Source organism: Roseateles sp. P5_B10, assembly GCF_056400485.1.
The window spans coordinates 1-1,762 of record NZ_JBFULE010000977.1 but is presented as its reverse complement, the minus strand read 5'-3'; the positions used below and the strand labels follow the sequence as shown (position 1 = coordinate 1,762).

The window sequence follows — 1,762 nt, the reverse complement described above, 5'->3', positions numbered from 1 at the left end:
ACCTGTGGCTGCTGCGCCTGCAGTTCCTGGCGGACTACCGTGTGCTGGACCGCGCCGCCGATTTGACCGAGGTGAGGGCCGGCAGTGCCGCAGACCACCTGCAGCGGGCCCGGGCCCGCATGGCCGCCCACCGCTTTGCCGACGCGCAAGCGGACCTCGACGCCGCTGGCGCAACGCCTGCCCAGCGTGCTGCGTTGCTGGTGGCCACTGGCCGTGCCGCAGAAGCCTTGCCCGCGTTGCATGCTGAGGCTGAACGCCGGCCCGGCTTTGCCAGCCACTGCGCGCTGGCCCGCGGCGTGGCCGCCGTCGGTCGCCTGGAGGAAGCCGACCGGCTTTATGCCCGGGCCCTGCGCGAGCTGGACACGACCTTGCCCTTTCCGGCCGCCGCCGTTGCCTTCGCTCGCGGCCTGATGTGGTCCGAGCAGGGCGGCGACCCGGCGCGGGGTGCGGCCTTCTACGCCGAGGCCCTGCGGCTGCTGCCCGACTACGCGGCGGCCGGCATCCACCTCGCCGAGATCGAGCTGGCGCGCGGCAATGAGGCCGCGGCAGAGGCCCGGCTGCTGCATGTCGTCATTCACACCGATGAGCCCGAGGCCATGGCGCTGCTGGGAGCGCTGCATGCGCGCCAGGGCGAGGTGGCACGTGGCCTGGATGAGATCGACGGGGCACGCCGCCGTTTTGAGGCTCTGCTGGCCCGCCATCCCGCGGCCTTCGCCGACCATGTGGCCGAGTTCTACCTCGGCGTGGGCCGCGACCCGCAACGCGCTTGGACCTGGGCCCAGGCCAATCTGCGCGAACGCCCGACGCGGCGCGCCTACGAGCTGGCCATCCGCGCGGCCGAAGCGATGGGCCGCACGGGCGAGTCCCTTGCCCTGCGTCAGCAAATGGACGCCCGTCACGCACCGCGGGCCGCCTAGGCTCGAATGTCAACGAAGGAATTTACATGCTCAGGCTCTACGGCTTCTCCAAGGTCAATGCCGGCGCGCGAGGCCACACCCGCGACCTGCGTGTGCTGTGGGCGCTCGAGGAGATGCAACTGCCCTTCGAGATCGCCGGCATGGACCACCCGGCGCACGACCTGAACACCGATGCCTATCGCCGGCTCAGCCCCTTCGAGCAGATCCCCGCCATCGACGACGACGGGCTGATGCTGTCCGAATCTGCCGCCATCCTTGTCCACCTGGCAAAGAAGTCAGGTCGGCTGATTCCTGCCGGTGGCACCGGCGAGGCCCAGGTGCTGCGCTGGTGTTTTGCCGCGATGAACACGGTCGAGCCGCCGATGCTCGCTTTGATGGTGCTCGACTGGACAGCGGACGGCAGCTGCGGCAAGCACCGCGAGTTCCTGGTGGGCTGGGTACACCGGGTGTTGACGAACCTCGAACGCTGGCTCGCCGGCCGCGAGTTCGTCGCGACCGAGGCATTCACCATCGCCGACATCCTGATGGCGCATGTGCTCGTTTCGGGCATCAAGGACCAGGCATTGATGACACCCTATGCGGGCCTCGCGGCCTATCGGGACCGCTGCCTGGCCCGGCCTGCTTGGAAACGGACCCAGGAGGCCTACTTCGCGCGGGTTGAGGCGGGGTAGAACCGCCGCCGGCAGCGCTTGGGACCCGGCAACCTCGCTTGCGCCGGCATGATGGCTGACACTCCGCTTGAACCCGCTCGCCCAGGCGTGCGGCTCGGCCTCAACGCCAGATATCAACCAGAGACATCCACTTGCGCCTCCAGTCCGTGCCTCTCCATGCCCGTGCCATTGCAC

At 69.5% G+C, this 1,762-nt stretch carries 2 protein-coding genes; both read left to right on the top strand.

The window, feature by feature from the left end; all coding sequences use genetic code 11:
* A partial coding sequence (locus tag AC1DU6_RS29940; protein WP_477861671.1) for a hypothetical protein occupies positions 1 to 917 on the top strand: 917 nt, incomplete at its 5' end.
* A 26-nt stretch (positions 918 to 943) separates the two neighbouring features.
* Complete coding sequence (locus tag AC1DU6_RS29935) at positions 944 to 1,588, top strand: glutathione S-transferase family protein (RefSeq protein WP_457324516.1); 645 nt, start codon at positions 944 to 946, stop codon at positions 1,586 to 1,588.
* The last annotated feature ends 174 nt before the right edge of the window (positions 1,589 to 1,762 follow it).